Annotated in this window: 14 protein-coding genes; 5 read left to right on the top strand and 9 right to left on the bottom strand. The window is 72.3% G+C overall.

Annotated elements, in window-relative coordinates:
* From ACH9D2_RS05340 to ACH9D2_RS05310, 7 genes are all read right to left on the bottom strand, one after another.
* Positions 1 to 1,193: MBL fold metallo-hydrolase (locus ACH9D2_RS05340; protein ID WP_396361718.1), on the bottom strand; the 1,193-nt coding region annotated here is incomplete at its 3' end.
* A 662-nt stretch (positions 1,194 to 1,855) separates the two neighbouring features.
* Positions 1,856 to 3,223: a 3'-5' exonuclease gene (locus ACH9D2_RS05335; protein ID WP_396361717.1), complete on the bottom strand. Its 1,368-nt coding sequence runs from the start codon at positions 3,221 to 3,223 to the stop codon at positions 1,856 to 1,858.
* A 561-nt stretch (positions 3,224 to 3,784) separates the two neighbouring features.
* The gene (locus ACH9D2_RS05330) at positions 3,785 to 5,239 is read right to left on the bottom strand and encodes an amidase (RefSeq protein ID WP_396361716.1); all 1,455 of its coding nucleotides are present in this window, start codon (positions 5,237 to 5,239) and stop codon (positions 3,785 to 3,787) included.
* Entirely contained in the window at positions 5,236 to 6,465 is a 1,230-nt protein-coding gene (locus tag ACH9D2_RS05325) for an amidohydrolase (protein ID WP_396361715.1), read from the bottom strand. The genes ACH9D2_RS05330 and ACH9D2_RS05325 overlap by 4 nt, the downstream gene beginning before the upstream one ends.
* Positions 6,466 to 6,518: 53 nt before the next feature.
* Entirely contained in the window at positions 6,519 to 7,250 is a 732-nt protein-coding gene (locus ACH9D2_RS05320; protein WP_396361714.1) for a hypothetical protein, read from the bottom strand.
* 25 nt (positions 7,251 to 7,275) lie between these two features.
* Positions 7,276 to 8,001, bottom strand: a complete 726-nt coding sequence (locus ACH9D2_RS05315; protein ID WP_396361713.1) for a DUF5058 family protein — start codon at positions 7,999 to 8,001, stop codon at positions 7,276 to 7,278.
* A gap of 79 nt (positions 8,002 to 8,080) precedes the next feature.
* A complete protein-coding gene (locus tag ACH9D2_RS05310) occupies positions 8,081 to 9,328 on the bottom strand; it encodes a M20 family metallo-hydrolase (RefSeq protein WP_396361712.1) in 1,248 nt (415 codons plus the stop codon).
* A gap of 818 nt (positions 9,329 to 10,146) precedes the next feature.
* Between ACH9D2_RS05310 and ACH9D2_RS05305 the strand changes: the two genes are divergently transcribed.
* The 4 genes from ACH9D2_RS05305 (at position 10,147) to ACH9D2_RS05290 (ending at position 13,298) form a co-directional block, all read left to right on the top strand.
* Positions 10,147 to 10,389: a hypothetical protein gene (locus ACH9D2_RS05305; protein ID WP_396361711.1), complete on the top strand. Its 243-nt coding sequence runs from the start codon at positions 10,147 to 10,149 to the stop codon at positions 10,387 to 10,389.
* 149 nt (positions 10,390 to 10,538) lie between these two features.
* Entirely contained in the window at positions 10,539 to 11,624 is a 1,086-nt protein-coding gene (locus ACH9D2_RS05300) for a glutamate--cysteine ligase (RefSeq protein ID WP_396361710.1), read from the top strand.
* A 178-nt stretch (positions 11,625 to 11,802) separates the two neighbouring features.
* The gene (locus ACH9D2_RS05295) at positions 11,803 to 12,732 is read left to right on the top strand and encodes a helix-turn-helix domain-containing protein (RefSeq protein ID WP_396361709.1); all 930 of its coding nucleotides are present in this window, start codon (positions 11,803 to 11,805) and stop codon (positions 12,730 to 12,732) included.
* The gene (locus tag ACH9D2_RS05290; protein ID WP_396361708.1) at positions 12,729 to 13,298 is read left to right on the top strand and encodes a dihydrofolate reductase family protein; all 570 of its coding nucleotides are present in this window, start codon (positions 12,729 to 12,731) and stop codon (positions 13,296 to 13,298) included. Before ACH9D2_RS05295 ends, ACH9D2_RS05290 begins: the two co-directional genes overlap by 4 nt.
* A gap of 53 nt (positions 13,299 to 13,351) precedes the next feature.
* Here the strand turns inward: ACH9D2_RS05290 and ACH9D2_RS05285 are convergent, their stop codons facing one another.
* Entirely contained in the window at positions 13,352 to 14,476 is a 1,125-nt protein-coding gene (locus ACH9D2_RS05285) for an FAD-dependent oxidoreductase (protein WP_396361707.1), read from the bottom strand.
* Positions 14,477 to 14,551: 75 nt separating this feature from the next.
* Positions 14,552 to 15,946, bottom strand: a complete 1,395-nt coding sequence (locus ACH9D2_RS05280) for an FAD-binding protein (protein WP_396361706.1) — start codon at positions 15,944 to 15,946, stop codon at positions 14,552 to 14,554.
* 98 nt (positions 15,947 to 16,044) lie between these two features.
* Between ACH9D2_RS05280 and ACH9D2_RS05275 the strand changes: the two genes are divergently transcribed.
* On the top strand, positions 16,045 to 17,704 hold a 1,660-nt coding region (locus ACH9D2_RS05275), incomplete at its 3' end, for a BTAD domain-containing putative transcriptional regulator (RefSeq protein WP_396361705.1).

Genomic DNA, 17,704 nt, shown 5'->3' with positions numbered 1-17,704 from the left:
CCGGAGAAGTTCTCGCCGGCCTTCTCCCACTTCTCGACCGGCCAGTTGCCGGGCACGAGGTGATTGAGCACCAGGGTCTTCACCCCGGCGCGTTCGGCCACCCCTCCGACGTCCTCGATGGTGGTGTGCGCTCCGATCAGGTGCTGGTACTCGGCCTCGGAGTTCGCGTCGCGTGGGGCGGGGTGATGCTGGCCGACCCACTCCTCGGCGATCGCCTCGTGCACGAGGACGTCCGAGCCCCTCGCCAGCTCCACCAGGTTCTCACTCGGGCTGGTGTCCCCGGAGAAGGTCACGGAGCCGGTGTCGGTGTCGAAGCGGTAGGCGAAGGCCGGGAACACCGGGGCGTGCTGGACGAGGGTCGCGGTGACCTTGACCCGGTCGTCCTCGTAGACCTCGATCGGGCGCATCCGCGGGTGCGGATCCCCATTGGGGTCATCGGTCAGCTCGGTCGGCAGAGCGATGTCCCGGCCGACGAAGAACTCCCGGGGCGGGGGGTAGCCGGAGTCGATGATCCGGTCGTTGAAGTCCGTGGCGAAGGTCTTCATCATCGCCTCGATCGTCTCCCGGGTGCCCGGAGTCGGGTTGGCCGGATTGACCACCTGGTCTGCGGGGATCTGCTCGCCCTTGTAGTTGACCGGCAGGGCCCCGCGGTTGCCCGGGCCGAAGACCTGCAGCACCCGGTCGGGCACGGTCACGCCGTTCTGCAGGCCGGTGCCGAAGATGTTGTAGAGATCGGAGATGTGGTCCGAGTGCAGGTGGGTGAGGAACACGGCCTCGAGGGCGTCCAGGGGGCCGCGCATGTCCTTGTCCCAGGTGCCCAGCCTGGCTTTCTTGATCTGTTTGCCCACCCCGTCGCCGGCGTCGACGAGGTAGTACTTGTCCCCGGCCACGACCGCGGAGGCGACGCCTTCGCGGTGGGAGTCGTTCCACCAGGGCGGTCCGCCGCTGGTGCCCAGCAGCACGATCCGGTTCCGTGCGTCGGTGGTCAGCGGGTCCCGGCCCGCAGCACGGCCGGGAGCGGTCGAGGTCGCCGAGGCGGTGGCGCTTCCACCGGAGGAAGAGGCTGCGCTGCCCGGGGCGCAGGCGGTGACCCCCAGTGGCGTCAGCCCGAGGGCGGAGGCCAGACCGAGCGCGCGGCGACGGGAGATGCCTCCCGGTGAGCGGGCATGGTCATCGGACCCAGAAGCAGACATGGAGTTCCCCCAAGGATATGGCGCACGTCATATGTGGAGGCTCCAGTATGGATCATCGCTCAAGCTCAATACCCTCTTTTGGTGCATTAGTGAGACATAATCGGCGCTCATTGATACGTAATTCGAATGGGTGACCGTAGCTTCGGTGTCGTGGGGGAGCCTCTCGGTGCACCGCCGACAGAGGTCCTCTTTGTCGCGAGAGCGGCGATCCTGCCGAGCTACGGACGAGGGAGTGGGTGATTCCTAGTGGGTTAGGTGAGGGGTGTTCAGGCCAGAACTTTACATAACGGCAGTTACCGGACAATTAGGCACTGGATTTCTCGCATCTGTTTGAACTCCCGTTCGGCCGATATGGGCCTATCGCCGTGGTACGGCGCGGTAAAGCGATGTGCGTTGGTGCATCGGGTGACTTATCAATCTATTGCGCCAGCGCTGGCCAGCGGCAAGGTTCTGCATAGATGCACGATTGGACGGGACTCACGCGGATCCTCGATGGGCCCGGGCTGGGCCTTCGTAACCAAGTGTTGGTATGGGTCCACCGCCAGGAGCGATGGCCGCCGGTGTTCACTGATCTTGTCCGAGCAAACCGACCCCCGCTTGGATTCGAAGGACCGCATTTCCGCCTGTAGTTGCTAACCAGCTCCAGGTCGGCAAGCTCCGGCTCAGCCTCCGACGTGCTCATACGCCAGCGCTTGCCGCACCGTCGGCTGGCAGCACACCAGCACCAGCTCCCGCACGCGACCGCCGGTGATGCCCTCCAGCTGGCCAGCGTAGAGGGACAGCTGCTGCCGGTAGACCTCCTGGCTCACCTGGGCGAGCGCCATGTCCGTCTTGTAGGCCACGATCACGTAGTCCCCGCCCGGCTCCCGGTACAGTAGGTCGACGACGCCTTCGAGCACCGCGCCGTCCTCGTCCGCGGTGGCGACCGGCAGCTCCTTCCAGTGCTCGCCCGCGGCGGCCGCCCGCACGGGGCCGGAATCCCAGGCGATGCGGGCGCAGGTGAGCAGGGCCTCGGTGTCCGGCAGACCGTGCAGCTCGGCGACGACGGGGGCGTGGCGGTCGAGCGATGCCCGGTCCGTGAGGTCGCACAGCTCCATCAGCCGGTGCAGGGCCGTGCCGAACTCTGGGCCGTGGATCAACGGACTGCGGGACTCCACGGGCGGCCTCTCCAGCGGCACGAGCCGCTCGGGCTCGGCGAGGGCCGGGAGCCCCGGTGCGGCGGGAGCGGCGTCGTCGTCGGTCGGGGTCTCCGCAGGGGAGGGCGAGGGGACAGCAATTCCGCTCCCGCTCGCCGGAGCAGGCGGGGCAGCGTGGGCCACCCGGGTCACCGACCGGCTGCCCTCGATCCGGGACGTCTCGACCCATCGGTCGCTCACCGCGGTCCAGTCGGCGAGCACCTCGTCCCAGGACCGCTCCGCCGGGACGGCCTCGGCCCGGCGTAGGACGCTCTCGACTGGTACGAACGGCAGCTCAGGCGTGTCGGCTACGTGCGCCCTGCGCAGCTGCGCGGCATGCGAGGACTCGCCCTTCTCCGAGGCCGTGTACAGCGACACCACCAGGTGGCTCTGCGCCCGGGTGCACGCCACGTACAGCAGCCGCAGCCGCTCGGCCGCGAGCATGTCCTTCGCGTGCTCCGCGAGCTCCTGGTGGCGGGCGGTGGTCAGCCCCTTCTTGAGGGAGACCTCCATCGCCCCGTCCTCGGCGAAGAGCACGTGGTGGGTGCCTGACCGCGGCGTGGACCCGGTCCCGGCCAGGATCACTACGGGGTACTCCAGGCCCTTGGCCGCGTGCACCGTGGTGATCCGCACGGCCTTCGCGTCGGTCTCGGGGACCACGGCCTCCTTGACCCGGGCGCCCTCCTCCATCTGGGTCTCGGCCCAGCGCAGGTAGTCGCGCAGGCTCCCGTGCGTGGCGGTGCCCCAGGCGCGGGCCTGGTCCACGACGAAGCGCAGCCGCCGCCACGTCTCCCGGTGGCGGGGCGAGCCGGTGGCGGCCTCGAGCACCAGAAACTGCTCGAGGACACACCCCATGAGGCCCGCGACGCCGCTGAGGCGCCAGGCGGCGAGCTCGTTGACGGTGCCCGTTCGCTATTCACCTCGACCGGCTCCGGGACGCGCCGCCGCCTCAGCACCCGCCACAGCAGGAACCTGCCGCCGGGGATGAGGGCCAGTGACCACCAGTAGTTGAAGACGCTCAGCAGTGCGGTGGCCTCGCGGGCGGCAAGCACCGCGAGGGTCGCGACGGGGATCCACGCCCACCGGCGCGGACCGGTCCACGGGGTGCGCATTGCCACGAGCACGAGGGCCAAGCGTGAGGCCGGCAAAGAACAAGACCCCAAACGCGCGCCCCGGCCTCCGTTGCGTCCCAGGACGCGGGCAGCGCCGAGGTCAGCCTCACCCCGGCGGGGACGATCGTCCACCAGCGCTCGTGGTCGCGCAGGTGCACCGCGGCGAAACCGATTCCGAGCGCCCTGAGGAACAGGGAGCCGCCCCACACATCCGCGCCGGGCGGCCGGACCTCGCGATGAGCGCCGCCCACGAGCTCTCGCGGTCCGTGGCGAACTGGCACCAGAAGACCTCGTCCGCCTCGGCTCAGAGCACGGGCGCCCGGTCCGCGTGGCGGGTCGCGACGTCGTACGCGCGGGCGGCGCGCAGCAGTTCGACGTCCCGGCCGTGGCCGGCGACCAGCTGCAGCCCGACCGGCAGGCCGCCCGGGCTGAACCCGCCCGGCACCGAGACCGCGGGGCAGCCCGTGGCCGAGATCAGGGTGGCCGAGCGCATCCACTCCACGTAGGTCTGCATCTCCACCCCGGCCACGGTGCGCGGCCACCGCTCCTCGGACGGGAACGGCAGGACCTGGGTGGTCGGGCACAGGAGCAGGTCGTGCTCGCCGAAGAACGCCCGGGTCGCCTCGTGCAGGCGGGTGCGCGCGAGCGCGGCGTCCATGAGCTGCGGGCCGGTGAGGGCCATGCCCTTCTCGACGTTCCAGACGACCTCCGGCTTCACCTGCTCCCGGTGCTCGGCGAGGGTGTCGCGCAGCATCGTGGCCATGTCGAAGGCGCGGGTCGTGTCGAACACCTCGTCGGCCGCGGACAGGTCCGGGACGGCCTCCTCGACCACGGCCCCGAGCTGTTCGAACACCTGCGCCTGCTCGCGAAGCACGTCGAGGACCTCCGGCTCGACCGGCACGCCCAGCCCGAAGTCTGTGGTCAGCCCGATCCGCACCCCGGCCAGGGGCCGGGCATCGGGCTCGGGGAGATCCTGGGCGGCCAGGATCCGGAAGGCCGCCCGTTCCACTGGACAGGCCAGGGGGACCCGCGGGTCGGGTCCGGCGAGCACGGACATCGCCAGGACGACGTCGTCCACGCTGCGGGCGATCGGCCCGGTGCGGGCGAGCCACGCCCAGGCGTCGGGCGAGGGGGCGAGGGGCAGGACCCCGGCGGAGGGCCGGAACCCGACGACGTTGCAGAACGCCGCCGGGTTGCGCAGCGATCCGCCCATGTCGGAGCCGTCGCCCAGCGGCTGGATCCGGGCGGCGATCGCCGCGGCCGCCCCGCCGCTGGATCCGCCGGCGCTGCGGGTGCGGTCGTACGGGTTGTGCGTGGTGCCGAAGAGCTCGTTGAAGGTGTGGGAGCCGGCGGCGAACTCCGGCACGTTGTTCTTCCCGGTGCTGATCACCCCGGCCGCCCGGAACCGGGCCACGACGAGGTCGTCGTGGTCGGGGACCTGCTCTGCGTACAGGGGCGAGCCCAGGGTGGTGCGGACGCCCCGGACCGCGTGGGTGTCCTTGTGGGTCATGGGCACCCCGTGCAGGGGCGGCAGCTCCTCGGCGGGCGTGGCGGCGGTCAGCTCGTCCGCCCGGGAGGCGGCCTGCTGGGCGGCCTCCCGCACCTGGGTGACCACGGCGTTGACCGCCGGGTTCACGGCGTCGATCCGGGCGAAGTGGGCGTCGAGGACCTCCCGCGCGGACACGCTCCGCTGCCGGATCGCGGCCGAGAGCTCCCGGGCGGAGAGTTCGAGCAGGGAGGTGTCCGCGCGGGCGGTCATCGGGCGACGCCCACGCGGGAGAGGATCGCCGTGGTCGCGGCCGTCACGCCCGTGGTCAGGGTCGGCTCCATGACCGGGGCGAAGAAGGGCGAGTGGTTGGTCGGCACCGGCTCGTCGCCGGCGAGCACGTCGTCGGGCGTTCCCCCGAAGAACCAGTAGACGCCGGGCACCCCGATGGCGTCGGGCAGGTGCCCGAAGTCCTCGCTGCCCATCTGGGCGGGACGGTCCAGCACGTTCTCCTCGCCCAGGGCGGCTCCGAGCGCCTGCTTGAGCGCGGCCGTCTCCTCGGCGTCGTTGACGAGCAGGGGGAAGGTGTAGAGCTCCTCGATCTCCGGGGCCGGTGCCCCCGAGGCGTCGGCCTCCGCGCGGATCACCCGCCGCAGCGCGGCGAGCACCTTCTCCCGGACCTCGGGGTCGAGGTTGCGGACGTTGACGGTGAACACCGCCGTCGGGGGGATGATGTTCTCCTTCAGCCCCGCGTGGAAGGTCGCGATGGTGATGACGGCGGCCTGCTGGGCCGGGACCTCGCGGGAGATGACGCTCTGCATCCGCACCACCATGTGGGCGGCCAGCACGACCGGGTCGATCGTGTCCTCGGGGCGGGAGCCGTGCCCGCCGCGCCCGTGCACCGTGACCCGCCAGCTGTCGGCCATCGCCATGGCCGGTCCGGTGGAGATCTCGACCTGCCCGGTGCGGCCCGGCCACACGTGCTGACCGTAGACGACCTCGGGGCGCGGCGCCCGGTCCCACAGCCCGTCCTCCAGCATGGCCAGGGCGCCCTCGGCGGTCTCCTCACCGGGCTGGAAGAGGAAGACGACCGTTCCCGACCACGCGTCGCGGTCGCCGGCGAGCAGGGTCGCGGCGCCGATGGCGCTCGTGATGTGGGTGTCGTGGCCGCACGCGTGCATGACCGGCACCTCGGTGCCGTCGGGCAGGGTGCCGCGGGCCGTGGAGGCGTAGTCGAGGCCGGTGTCCTCGGCCAGGGGCAGGGCGTCCGTGTCGGCGCGGAAGCCGACGACGGGGCCCTCTCCGTTGCGCAGGACGGCGACGACGCCGGTACCGCCGCACAGGAACGACTCACAGCCCAGCGCCTCCATGCGGCCGCGGATCAGCTCGGCGGTCGCGTGCTCCTGCATGGACAGCTCCGGGGTCCGGTGCAGGTGACGGTAGAGCTCGTGCAGGTCCTCGCGCAGCGCGGCGGGGACCTCGGGAACGGTGGTGGTCATGACGTCCTTTCGTGGGTGGGTTGCGGGGTGGCCCGTCAGGGAGGGTCGTGGCGTCACAGCAGGGCTTCGTCCCCGGGGCCGGCGTGCAGGGTCTTCCGGTTGCGCAGCACCCAGGCCAGCACCATCGTGAGCAGCACGACCACGGCGGTCGCGAAGTTGCGGAACATCGGCCCCATGACGGGCACGAGCAGCAGCTGGACGACCGCGCCGACGGCGAGCGCGATGACGGTGATGCGCGGCTGCTTGACGTAGGCGGCCAGCTGGACGATCACGGCGCCGATGATGGCCGGGAAGATGTAGAGCTGGGCGACCTCGGTGATCGACTCGGGGACGATGCTGACGAGCCAGGTGCCGAGGACGCCGACGAAGACCAGCAGCGAGAAGATGTGCACCACGGCGGCGCCGCAGATCGCCATCACGGCGGCCAGCTCCGAGCGGCGGGTGCCGGGCTTGGCGTCGATGGCGGCCTGGGCCACGATCGCCGAGGGCAGCAGCTTGTTGGCGATGTTGCCGATCATGAACGCCTGGTACATCGCGGCCGGCCCGAGGACCGGGTAGTAGGTGAGGGGCTCGACGACGGCGAGGACGGCGAAGACCGCGGCCACGGCCAGGAAGGCCGTGACGATCGTGGACAGGGGGATCTCGATGCCGCTGAAGAACAGCAGGTAGGCGGGGCCTGCCCAGGAGAGCAGCAGGCCCACGGTCATGGTGATCCGGCCCCATCGGGACGTGGTGCGGTCGTAGGCCGCGTAGGAGGCGGCGGGTGCGCTGGCGGAAGCTGCCATGGGAACTCCTGAGGTCGCTGAGGGGTCAGGCGGAGGGGCCCAGGCCGGCGCCGTGGGCGAAGTAGGCCACGATCAGCCCGATGATGATCGAGAAGCCGAGGCCCCACTCGCGCAGCCACGGGGCGTTCAGGCGTCTGGTCAGGACCAGGCACACGGCCATCACCAGGGCCGACGTGGCCACGGTGATGATGTGGACATTGCCCTTGGGCAGCTCGGCGACGCCCAGGGACGCGAACGCCGCCAGCAGCGCCGCCGAGGGCACGATGGCCATCAGCGCGGGGTTCACGGACCGGAGCTTCGTGTCACCCCGCTTGAGCATGGGTGTGAGGATCAGGGTGGCCAGCATCCACAGCCCGCCCGAAAGGCTCATGGCCAGGAACGCGACGGAGAAGACCTCCGGGGACCAGCCCGCGCCGCCGAGCTCGGCGTCCATGGTCCCGGCCGCCAGGTTGGCGGAGGAGGTCTCGGTGGCGGCCGAGCCGACCAGGCCGATGCGCACGAGCACGGCGGGGGCGCCGAACAGCGGCAGCAGGGCGATGGCCACGACGACCACCGCGAGGGAGGGGCCGATCGCCGCGATGCCGCCGGACTTGAAGGAGCGGCGGAGGTCGTCCTTGGTGAAGCCCACGTCCGCCCCCACGGCTCGGGCGGCCCGCACGTAGATGACGGTCTGCAGGATGATCACGGCGAACACGCCGAAGGCGCAGATCCACAGGAAGGGGAGGTTGACGTACTCGGACAGGGGTCTCATGCGGGTCCCTCCAGAACGGGGTGTCGGAACGGGAGCTCGAGGGTCGGTGCCGGCTGGGCTGTCGGGGTGTGCCGCGCCGTCACAGGCGGGCGGTGTCGAGGGTGCGGAGGGCCTGCGCCAGGACGTGGACGCCGCGGCCGATGTCCGCGGCGTCGGTCCACTCCTCCGGGCAGTGGCTGCGCCCGTCGCGGGAGGGGATGAAGATCATCGCCATCGGTGCGAGCGAGGCCAGGTGCACGGCGTCGTGCGTGGCTCCGCTGGGCACAGGCCGCCAGGAGTAGCCCAGCTCCGTCGTCGTGGCCGCGACGAGGTCGTAGGAGCGCGGGTGGACGTCGACGATCTCGTTGTCCGAGGTCCAGTCGAAGGCCACGTCCACGCCGTACTCGCGGGAGGTGCTGAGGATCTGCTCGCCCAGGCGCCGCTTGGCCCCGGTCAGCCACGACCGGTCGATGCTGCGCAGCTCGCCGGAGACGTCCACCGCGCTGGGCACCACGTTCGGGGAGGAGGAGCGGTTGCGCACGTGCGTGGTGGTGGCGACGCCGGAGGCGCCGCAGCCCTCGCTGCGCACGGCCAGGACGGCCTGGGCGGCGGCGACCATGGCGTCGTGCCGGTCCGCGACCGGGCGGGTGCCGGCGTGGTCCTCGCGGCCGGCGAAGTGGGCGACGAAGCGCTCGATCCCGGCGATGGAGGTGACCACACCGATCTGGGTGCCCTCCTGCTCGAGGGTCGGTCCCTGCTCGATGTGCAGCTCCACGTACCCGTGCAGCGGCCCCGGGGCCACGCGGGCGGAGTCCAGCAGGGCGGACGGGTCGAGACCGAAGGCCTCGTACACGCTTCCCAGCGTCTGCCCGGAGGGATTGCGCCGGTCGAGGTCAGCGGCGGTCATCTCCTGCGCCATGGTCCGGCTGCCGAGGCAGCTGAGCCCGTACTCGTTGGACTCCTCGCCGAGGAAGTCGACGACGAGCAGGTCCCGGCTCAGCGGGGTGCCGGACTCGCGGAGGCTGCGGGCGGCCTCGATGGCGCCGAGCACCCCGACCATCCCGTCGAAGCGGCCCCCGCCGTCGACGGTGTCCGTGTGGGAGCCCGTCATGAGGGCCGGCGCGGAGGGGTTCGTGCCGGCCAGCCGGCCGATCACGTTGCCGGCGGCGTCCCGGTGGACCTCCAGGCCCGCGTCCCGCATGGCCGCGGCGACCCACTCGCGGGACTCCCGGTAGGGCTCGCTGAAGACCTGCCGGGTCCAGCCCGGCCGGTCCTCGGAGCGCAGCCGGGAGAGCCGGTCGATCTGCTCCTCGACCCGCTGCGTCGTCTCCACCACGTCGAACGGCATCGGGGCCCTCCCTCGGAGATGTCGGACGTCGGCCGGGAACGGAGCCGCTGCTGGAGGTCCGCTGGCAGCGATGCTCCCGGCGACGCGCCGGTGGGCGGTGGCTCCTCCCGGTGTCGCACCGGTCGTTGTCCCCCGCGGTGGTGCCCGAGGGGTGGTCCCGGCCGGGCGCCGCCGCGGATGTGAGCCGTGCCACGAAGGCTAAGGGGTGGGACTGCCCGGGTCAACGATTTTCGCAATCGATTGCGCAATCGTGCGCGCCTGCCGCGCCTGCCGCGCATGCGATGGCAGGAGAACTCACGCGTCCGGGGGCGCTCCCTGGTCCGTCAAGGGGGCGGGGCCACTGGTCGAGGCGCGGACGAGCAGCTCGACGGGCATGCCCTGGGACGTGGGAGGGCGAGCAGCTGCTCGGCCATCCCGAGCCCGTCCTCCGCGAAGATGCCGCCGTGGAAGATCAGCGCGGGGTCGACCTCCTGGCCGGCGGGCAGCCGTGGCGTGGTGACGAGAATCAGCCTGGGGACCTACGTGCCTTCGGGGACGCAACTTGCCTCGGGGACGGCCTGGGCCCGAGACGGTGCTGGCGCGGCTCTTGTCACCGCAGGTCAGATCGCGATAGGAACGAGAGCGGGGATGATCCATGGTGAGCATCCTGAAGGGAAAGATCCACGGTCCTCCTGACCCGGACCAATGATCCGGGTTGTTCACGGTGGCCACCACACCCCGCCGCGGTGCCCCCACACCAAGAGACCCCTGAATGCCCAAGGTCTCCCGGGGGCCGGGCGAGGAGGCGTGGAGCTGCCGGCCCAGACGAAAGGCAAGCGATGAACTCCACCCCAGATGACCCCCGCCCCTCCACGTCAGAAGACGAGAACCCAGAGGAGCGACCGAGCCCAGCCGCCGACACATCGGACGGGCTGGCTGATCCGGAAGGCGCTGAACAGTTCAATCAAGCCGTCGAGCACCGCTTGAGCGAGCGGACACCTGAGGACGCCGGCACCGAGGGACAGGCTGCCGAAACGGAACCGGACGATGACAACCCGGTCTCCGTGGACAATCCGGAGTAATGCCTCGCAATCCTGACCCCACTTCCGCGGGCCAGGACAGAGCGCGGCGCCATCGCCTGACGCACGCCCGAGTCGCCGGCACACATCACGGGGCGGTCACCGCACCCGCCGGTGTCGCCGCGGCCCCCTGAGGTGAGAGCATCGACGGCGTGCGAAGTTTCGGTGTAGAAGAAGAGCTCCTGCTGATCGAGGCGTCCTCTTTGCAGCCGATGCCGATCGGGGAGTATCTCGCCGACCACTCCCGCGGGCCCATCCCCACCGGGCACCGGCTCAGCGTGGAGTTTCAGCAGGAACAACTGGAGGTCATCAACCCGCCGTGCACCACCTTGGGCGAACAACTGGCGACCATCCGGGCCGGACGGGCCCTGGCTGACGCCGCGGCCCGTGAGGTGGGTGGGCGGGCGGTGGCCCTGGCCACCGCACCGGCCCCGGCCACCACCCACCTGGTGCCCGATCACCGATTCGAACAGATCGCCGCCTGGGGCGGGATCACCGCCCGCCAGCAGCTGACCGGTGGTTTCCACGTCCACGTGCAGATCGACTCCCGTGCGGAAGGGGTCGCGATCCTGGACCGGGCGCGGATCTGGTTGCCGTCCCTGCTGGCGCTGAGCAGCAACTCCCCGTTCTGGGACGGCACCGACACCGGCTTCCACAGCTACCGGTACCAGCTCCTGAACCGGTGGCCCGCGTCCGGGCCCACCGACGTGTTCGGCAGCGCGACCGCCTACGACCGCCACTGCGAACACCTGCTGGCCTCCCGGGCGACCCTGGACGCCGGCATGTTCTACTTCGATGCCCGCCTGAGCGAGCACCACCCCACCGTGGAGATCCGGGTGGCCGATGTCTGCTGGGACCCCGAGCACGCCGCGGTGCTCGCGACCCTGGTGCGGGCTCTGGCCGAAACCAGCGCCCGCCGCTGGCAGGCCGGGCACCCGCCGGCCCCGGTACCCACCTCCGTGCTGCGGGCATGGATGTGGCAGGCCAGCCGCTGCGGCGTCGAGAGCTACCTCATCAACCCGCACACCGGCACTCCCGCCCCTGCCGGCGACGTGGTGACCCATCTCCTGGAGCTCCTGCACCCGGTGCTCACCGAATACGACGAGCTGGACGCGGTGGAGCCCGTGCTGGCCACCATCTTGCGAGAGGGCACCGGAGCCCACCATCAGCGCGAAGCACACGGCGTCGAGAAGGACCTGGCCGGGGTCATCAGGGCAGCATTGCCCGCGATTGCCTGAGGAACACCTGCTGGTCTGGAACGACCAGACCACGGAGGCATGGCACCTTCCCGAACGTCGCTGAGGTCGTCGGCGAGCCAACATCGCGCGCCGGATCGCGGACCGGCACGGCATCACACGGCTGTGGTGAGCAAGGACGGTCGGGCGCTTCCGTGCATGGGCCGGTCAGACTGGGAACATGGCGGATCAGCAACGGGATCGACTGCGTGAACTGCTCGACGCGGTGCTCGACGAGAACAACCGCACCCTCGAGGACATGGCCGGTGGCGCCTGTTCCTCGCCGTACCACTTCAGTCGCCAGCTCTCGCGCGGGGCCGGCGAGCCGCCGGTGACGATGCGGCGCCGGGTTCTGCTGGAGCGGGCAGCCTGGGAACTGGGGACGGGCCGATCAGTGACCGAGGCGGCATGGGCGGCGGGATACGAGTCCGTCGACGGTTTCACGCGCGCCTTCACCAAGGCGTTCGGCCATCCCCCCAGCACGACGGCGGGACGGAACACGAGCCACTGGTTGCCGGCTCCCAACGGCATCCACTTCCACCCCCCGACCTCGCTCTGGGTCGACGCCCACGAAGCCGCAACGGTCCGGCCGGCGGCCGACGTGACGGAACTGATGCTGCACCACGACGTCGAGGACGTCGGGGAGCTGCTGCAGCTGGCACGAGGATTGTCCGAGGAGGACTATCGCAGGGTGCGGGTGCCGGGCAGTGCGCCCCTGGGCTGGGACGGGCCCGACGAGTCGATCGCGCAGGTGCTGGTCCACCTGGTGTTCACCAAGGAGATCTGGCTGGCGGCCATCGAAGGACACGACGTCCCGGACGCCGGCCATGATGATCCTGCAGCACTGGCGGATCGGCACCGGGAGATCGCCCCCCGCTGGCTGGCCATGGTCCGGGACATCGACCGGAGAGCTGCGTGGAACGACCGGATCATCGACGCACTGTGCGACCCGCCCGAGAGCTTCGTCATCAGCAGCGTGATCGCCCACGTGCTCACGTTCTCCGCGCACCGGCGCCAGCTGGCCCGGCTGATGCTGCGCCAGGCCGGAGCCACCCCCGATTCCGGGGACCCCATCGAATGGTTGCAACGACGTACAGGAGGCCTCCGATGACCCGCACCGTCTTCTACACCGCCACCACCCTGGACGGCTACCTCGCCGACGAGCAGGACTCCCTGGAGTGGCTGTTCCTGCAGGACTCCGACCCCGAGGGCCCGCACCGCTACGACGAGTTCATCGCCGGGATCGGGGCGGTCGTGATGGGGCGCACGACCTACGAGTGGGTCCGCGCGCACCTGCAGGCCTCCGGCGAGGACTGGCCCTACGACATGCCCACCTGGGTGGTCTCCCACGCGGAGCTGCCGGGCATCACCGGGGCGGACATCCGCTTCGCCCAGGGAGAGGTGGCGCCGATCCACGCCGCCCTCACCGACGCCGCCGGCGGGAAGGACATCTGGGTCGTCGGCGGCGGGGATCTGGCCGCACAGTTCGCCGAGGCCGGTCTGCTTGACCAGCTCATGGTCTCCATCGCGCCGGTCACTCTCGGGGCGGGCCGCCCGCTGTTCCCCCGCAGGTTCGACCTGAAGCTCCAGGACGTAGCCCGCAACCGGGCGTTCATCTGCGCGACGTACGACGTGGTGGGCCCGCCTACGGCTCGAGGTGCGGGACCGGCATCCTGAAGCCGGTGGGGCAGAAGGGCAGGGCGATCCGTCCGCCACGGTGAACGATCCGGTCATGAGCTCGTGGCGGCGATCTCCCGCGCCACCCGCTTCGCCATCTTCCCCACGTACCCGGTCAGGCCCGGGCGGAACACGTAGCCGACGAACCGCAGGCCCGGAGCCACCTCGCGGCCGGTGCCGTCCAGCGGCAGTCCGCGCTCGTCCAGCACCCCGAGGTCGCCCACGAGGTCCTCCAGGCCCGTCCGGTACCCCGTGGCGGCGATGACGGCGGCGGCGGGCTCGCGCCGGCCGCCGGCCAGGACCACGCTGTCGCCGTCGAGCCCGACCACCGCGGGGACGCACTCGATCGCCCCGCCGCGGATCTCGTCGAGGACCTCCGGATCGACGATCGCGGGGGTGACCCCGCGGCTCTTGATCGAGGCCATCGTGCCCTCCGTGGGGCGGGGCAGCCCGTAGGCGCTGAGGTCGCCGACCGTCTTCCGCTGGAGGGCGAAGAGCAGCCGGTCCACGAGCGCGTCCGGCAGGTGCAGGAGCAGCGGGACCGGCAGATCGCCCGGCACGCCGTGGAGCTCCCGCAGGAGGATGTTGGGCGGGGTGCGCACGGCCAGCAGCACCCGCCGGGCACCGCCGGCGGCGAGCTCGTGGGCGATCTCCATCCCGCTGGTGCCGGCACCGGCGACCACCACCGCGCGGCCCTCGAAGGGTGTGGGGTTGCGGTAGGCCGAGGAGTGCAGGACCTCGCCGTCGAAGTCCTCTGTGGCCCAGGCCGGCAGCTTCGGCCGGTTGAGGGCGCCGGTCGCGACCACCACGTGCTCGGCGTGCCGCTCGCCGGCCGAGGTGGTGACGCACCAGCCGCCACTGTCGGGGCGGATCCGGAGGACCTCCACGCCGGTCTCGACCGCCAGGCCGCGGTCGGCGGCGAAGCGGTGCAGGTAGGCGATGTACTGGTCGCGGGTGGGGAACTGGCCGTACTCGCGCGGGAAGGGTGCCCCGGGCAGCGCGGAGTGGCGCCGGGAGGTGTTGAACCGCAGGTTGTCGTAGCGTCCCGTCCAGGCCGCGCCGGGCTGCGGCCCGCGCTCGAGCACGGTGGCCGGCACGTCCCGGGCGCGCAGCGCGGCGGCGGTGGCCAGGCCGGCGGGGCCGGCGCCGACGACGAGGACACGGGGGCCGGTGTCCATGGGGGGCTCCTTCGGATCGGCCGCTCCCGGCGCGGGGCGGGCGCAGCGCCGTCGTCCCCTGCCCGCCCCGGCGGCTCAGCGGATGTTCTGGTTGACGTGGAAGAGGTTGTCGGGGTCGTAGCGGTGCTTCACCGCCAGGAGCCGGTCGTAGTTCTCCCGGTAGCCGGCGCGCACCCGGTCCTGCCCCTCCTCCATGATCATGTTCACGTAGGCGCCGCCGAGCGAGTACGGGTGGATGGCGTCCCAGTACCCCGCGCTCCAGTCGCGCAGCTCCGCGGCCCTGGCGGGGTCGTGGTCGACCCCGGAGATCACCATGGCCCAGGTGGCGTCGCGGTAGCTGAACGCGGTGTCCGTGCGTCCGGTGCGGTGGGCGGCGCCGTCGATCGGGTACAGGTGCATGGTCGACTGCACCGTCGGCAGCGTCGCCCCGTGCTCGGCGTGCAGCTCCACCGCCTCGTCGGGGATCTCCCCGATGAAGTCGGCCCGCCAGTACCACTGGTCGCCCGGCGGCAGGAGGGCGTCGAAGGCCGTCTGCAGCATCGGGTAGGGCATCGGCTGCACGCCGTCCAGGGCCGGCTGCAGCGCGCGCGCCGGGGCGAGCGCGGCCTCGGCGTCCTCCGCCGGGCCGGTCCAGCACCACACCACCCCGCACATCCTCTGCAGGTGCAGCTCCTCGGGGAACGGCGGAACGGGCGGCACGATGTGGAAGGCGAAGAACCCGTTGAGGTGCTCCGGGGCGGAGGGCAGGAAGTCGCGGTACCAGCGCAGCAGTTCCGCGGCCCGCTCGACCGGCCACAGCATGGGACCGCCCACGACCGTGCCGACCGGGTGGAGCCGGAAGGTGAACGCGGTGACCACCCCGAAGTTGCCCCCGCCGCCGCGCAGCGCCCAGAACAGGTCGGGGTGGTGCTCGGCGTCCGCCGTCACGAGACTGCCGTCGGCGAGCACGACGTCGGCGGCCAGCAGGTTGTCCACGGTCAGGCCGTACGTGCGGGTCAGATGACCCATCCCGCCGCCGAGGGTCAGCCCGCCGACCCCGGTGGTGGAGATGATCCCGGACGGGCAGGCGAGGCCGAAGGCGTGCGTGGCGTGGTCGACGTCGCCCCAGCGCGCCCCGCCCTCGACGACGGCGCGGGCGCCGGCGGGATCCACCTGCACCCCGTCCATGGGGGCGAGGTCCAGCACGATCCCGCCCTCGCAGGTGCCCAGGCCGGGACCGTTGTGCCCGCCGCCGCGCACGGCCAGGTCCAGCCCGGTGTCCCGGGCGGCGGCGACTCCCGCGATGACGTCGGCGACGTCCTGGCACTGGAGGACCAGCGCCGGCCGTTTGTCGATCATGGCGTTGTACACGGCGCGCGCTTCGTCGTAGCCCGGATCGTCCGGCAGGTACATCCGTCCGCGCACCTGACCCCGCAGGCGATCCAGCGCCTCGGGCGTGAGCGCGCCGGCAGTGGTGGGTCGAGCAACCATGACGGCACCTCCTTCGTGGTCGTGAGCCTGGTGCCCACGATGCTTCCCGGCCCTGTCACCGACCTTTCATCGCGCGGTCATCGGCGGACAATGGGGACATGGCACGGGACCCGGTCGAGATCGGCGTCCTGGGGGCGCTCGAGGTCCGGCGCGCCGGGGCGCCCGTCGCGCTGCCCGGCGCGCGGCCGCGGACGGCTCTCGCCGCGCTCGCCGTGCACGCCCCGCACCCGGTCTCCGTGGACGGGCTCGTCGCGGCGGTGTGGGGTGATGATGCTGTGCCGGCCCGGCCGCGCGGCGCCGTGCACACCGTGGTGTCCCGGCTGCGCGCGGTCCTGGGCGGTGAGGCCGTGCGGGCGGGACCGGCGGGCTACTGCCTGGCGCTGCCGGCCGAGGCGGTCGACGCCGGCCGCTTCGCGGCGCTCCTCCGGCGGGCCGCCGGACTGCCGCCGCACCAGGCGGCCGATGCCCTCGACGAGGCGCTGGCGCTGTGGCGCGGCCCCGCGTACGCCGAGTTCGCCGATCGCGGTTTCGCGGTGGCCGAGGCCGCACAGCTGGAGGAGCTGCGGCTGCGGACCGTGGAGGACCGCGCGGTCCTGGCGCTGCGGACCGGGGCCGTCGAGGACGCCGTGTCCGCGCTCGAACAGCTCGTCGCCGAGCAGCCGCTGCGGGAGGGCGCCCACGAGCTGCTCATGACCGCGCTCTACCGCGCCGGGCGGGCGGCGGAGGCGCTCGACAGGTTCTCCGCGCTGCGCCGCACCCTCGCCGACGAGCTGGGCCTGGACCCCTCGCCGGCCCTGCGGGACCTGCAGCTGCGGATCCTCGGCCACGACCTGCCGCCGGGCCCGGCGCCGTCGCCCGCCCGGCCAGTGCCGCCCGCCCGGCCGGTGCCCTCCGCTCGGGCGGTGCCACCCGCCTGGCAACCGGCGGCGGACGCCTTCGTCGGCCGGGAGGACGACATCGAGGAGCTGCTGCGGGCCGTGGCCGCGCACCGCCTGGTGTGCGTCACCGGTCCCGGCGGGGTCGGCAAGACCCGGCTCGTCGCCGAGGCCCTGCCCGAGCTGTCCCGGCGGCTCGCCCGGCCGGCCGTGGTGGTCGAGCTCGAGGACGCCGTTCCCGCGCAGGTGGACGCTCGGGTCGCGGCGGCACTGGGCCTGGGCGCCACCGGGGGGCTGCGGACGGCGGTGCTCGAGTACCTCGCGTCCTCCTCGCTCGTCCTCGTCCTCGACGGCTGCGAGCGCGTCCTCGGCGAGGTCCGCGGCCTCCTCGAGGCCGTGGGCCGGACCGCGCCACGGGTGCACGTCCTGGCCACGAGCCGGCACCGGCTGGAGCTGCCCGCCGAGCAGGTCCTCCCGCTGGCCCCGCTGGCACTCCCGGACCCGGAGGACGCACCGGACTGCGCCGCTCTCACCGCCGCCGCGCGGCTGTTCGTCGACCGGCTGCGCCGCGTCCGGCCGGCCACCCGCCTTCCCGCGCCGGTCCTGCGCGACATCGGCGAGCTGTGCCGCCGCCTCGACGGCGTGCCGCTGGCCCTGGAGCTGGCCGCCGTGCAGGCGGCGACGCTCGGCGTCCGGCCCGTCCTCGAGGAGGTCGGGTCGGGCCTGCAGCTCGACGACGGAGCGCACGGGCCGCTGCGCGCCGTCGTCGCGAGGTCCTACGCCCTGCTCAGCCCGCCCGACCGCGGCCTGCTCGGCCGGCTGTCCGCGTTCACGGGCACCTTCGACCTCGGCGCCGCCGAGCAGGTCGCCCCGGAGCCGCGCG

The organism is Kocuria rhizosphaericola, assembly GCF_044462205.1.
Classification (GTDB): Bacteria; Actinomycetota; Actinomycetes; order Actinomycetales; family Micrococcaceae; genus Kocuria; species Kocuria rhizosphaericola.
Note: the sequence above shows the minus strand (reverse complement) of the source record. Positions and strands in the feature narration are given on the sequence as shown.

What these genes read in the sequence shown, in the direction of transcription:
- ACH9D2_RS05290 (WP_396361708.1), top strand. Translation starts at nt 12,729, where the DNA reads ATGACCCGCACCGTCTTCTACACCGCCACCACCCTGGACGGCTACCTC.
- ACH9D2_RS05310 (WP_396361712.1), bottom strand. Translation starts at nt 9,328, where the DNA reads ATGCCGTTCGACGTGGTGGAGACGACGCAGCGGGTCGAGGAGCAGATC.
- ACH9D2_RS05295 (WP_396361709.1), top strand. Translation starts at nt 11,803, where the DNA reads ATGGCGGATCAGCAACGGGATCGACTGCGTGAACTGCTCGACGCGGTG.
- ACH9D2_RS05320 (WP_396361714.1), bottom strand. Translation starts at nt 7,250, where the DNA reads ATGGCAGCTTCCGCCAGCGCACCCGCCGCCTCCTACGCGGCCTACGAC.
- ACH9D2_RS05325 (WP_396361715.1), bottom strand. Translation starts at nt 6,465, where the DNA reads ATGACCACCACCGTTCCCGAGGTCCCCGCCGCGCTGCGCGAGGACCTG.
- ACH9D2_RS05285 (WP_396361707.1), bottom strand. Translation starts at nt 14,476, where the DNA reads ATGGACACCGGCCCCCGTGTCCTCGTCGTCGGCGCCGGCCCCGCCGGC.
- ACH9D2_RS05280 (WP_396361706.1), bottom strand. Translation starts at nt 15,946, where the DNA reads ATGGTTGCTCGACCCACCACTGCCGGCGCGCTCACGCCCGAGGCGCTG.
- ACH9D2_RS05335 (WP_396361717.1), bottom strand. Translation starts at nt 3,223, where the DNA reads ATGGGGTGTGTCCTCGAGCAGTTTCTGGTGCTCGAGGCCGCCACCGGC.
- ACH9D2_RS05305 (WP_396361711.1), top strand. Translation starts at nt 10,147, where the DNA reads ATGAACTCCACCCCAGATGACCCCCGCCCCTCCACGTCAGAAGACGAG.
- ACH9D2_RS05330 (WP_396361716.1), bottom strand. Translation starts at nt 5,239, where the DNA reads ATGACCGCCCGCGCGGACACCTCCCTGCTCGAACTCTCCGCCCGGGAG.
- ACH9D2_RS05315 (WP_396361713.1), bottom strand. Translation starts at nt 8,001, where the DNA reads ATGAGACCCCTGTCCGAGTACGTCAACCTCCCCTTCCTGTGGATCTGC.